Below are 1,496 nucleotides of genomic sequence, written 5' to 3'. Positions count from 1 at the left end.
CCCCCCCGTTATCTTCTTCGCGGTCCTGCAAGAGGGCCGCTGGCCTCCGGGCCCGGCATGACTGTTCCCCCCTGTCGAACGGATGACCTGGGGGGTGGTGTCACCGGGCCTGGGAGGCGCCGTTGGAGACGCTGATGAGAGGTCCGACTACCGCCTGGCCTGGCGCAAAGCCCGGCCGCTTGCGGGCGGCAGGTCTGCATAACGTGGATGCGCGCATACGACGCCAACGCCCTGGCCAGCACCGCACGAACCCTGCTCGGGAGGATGGGTTGGACGACATCGACGACGTGGGCGTCTTCCTCGGCCTGGACGTCGGCAAGAGCTCCCATCATGGGCACGGGCTGACCCCGGCCGGGAAAAAGGTCTTCGACAAGCAGCTGCCCAACAGCGAGCCGAAGCTGCGGGCCGTCTTCGACAAGCTGGCCGCGAAGTTCGGCACCGTGCTGGTGATCGTGGACCAGCCCGCCTCGATCGGAGCCCTGCCCCTGACCGTCGCCCGGGACGCCGGCTGCAAGGTCGCCTACCTGCCCGGCTTGTCCATGCGGCGGATCGCCGATCTCTATCCGGGCGAGGCGAAGACCGACGCGAAGGACGCCGCGGTGATCGCGGACGCCGCCCGCACGATGCCGCACACCCTGCGCTCGCTGGAACTGACCGACGAGATCACCGCCGAACTGACCGTGCTCGTCGGCTTCGACCAGGACCTCGCCGCCGAGGCCACCCGCACCTCCAACCGGATACGCGGCCTGCTCACCCAGTTCCACCCCAGCCTGGAACGCGTCCTGGGCCCGCGCCTGGACCACCCCGCCGTGACCTGGCTGCTGGAACGCCACGGATCCCCAGCCGCCCTGCGGAAAGCCGGACGCCGCAAGCTGGTTGAGGTGATCCGGCCCAAGGCTCCGCGCATGGCCCAGCGGCTGATCGACGAAGTGTTCGACGCGCTCGACGAGCAGACCGTCGTGGTCCCGGGCACCGGCACCCTCGACCTCGTGATCCCGTCCCTGGCCCGCTCGCTCGCGACCGTCCACGAACAGCGACGAGCCCTGGAAGCGCAGATCGGACAGCTGCTGGAGGCTCACCCTCTTTCCGCGGTCCTGACCTCGATTCCGGGAGTCGCGGTCAGGACCGCCGCCACCTTGCTGGTCACCGTCGGCGACGGCACCAGCTTCCCCACCGCCGCCCACCTGGCCTCCTACGCCGGCCTGGCCCCGACGACCAAATCGTCGGGGACCTCGATCCACGGCGAACACGCACCTCGCGGCGGCAACCGGCAACTGAAACGCGCGATGTTCCTGTCGGCGTTCGCCGCGCTGCACGATCCCGCCTCCCGCACCTATTACGACCGATGCCGGGCCCGCGGGAAGACCCACACCCAGGCACTGCTCCGTCTGGCCCGCCAGCGGATCAACGTGCTGTTCGCGATGCTCCGCGACGGCACCTTCTACGAACCCAGAACCCCACGCCTCGCTTGACGAAAGACATAGAGGCACCCCCCC

Annotated in this window: 1 protein-coding gene; it reads left to right on the top strand. The window is 69.5% G+C overall.

Annotated elements, in window-relative coordinates; translation table 11 throughout:
• Positions 1-269: 269 nt before the first annotated feature.
• Positions 270-1,472 (top strand): IS110 family RNA-guided transposase, encoded by a 1,203-nt coding sequence (locus tag IE258_RS40625; RefSeq protein WP_189750813.1) that lies wholly within the window; start codon positions 270-272, stop codon positions 1,470-1,472.
• Positions 1,473-1,496: the final 24 nt, after the last annotated feature.

Source organism: Streptomyces tendae (assembly GCF_014650435.1).
GTDB lineage: Bacteria > Actinomycetota > Actinomycetes > Streptomycetales > Streptomycetaceae > Streptomyces > Streptomyces tendae.
This window is presented reverse-complemented; position numbering and strand designations above follow the sequence as displayed.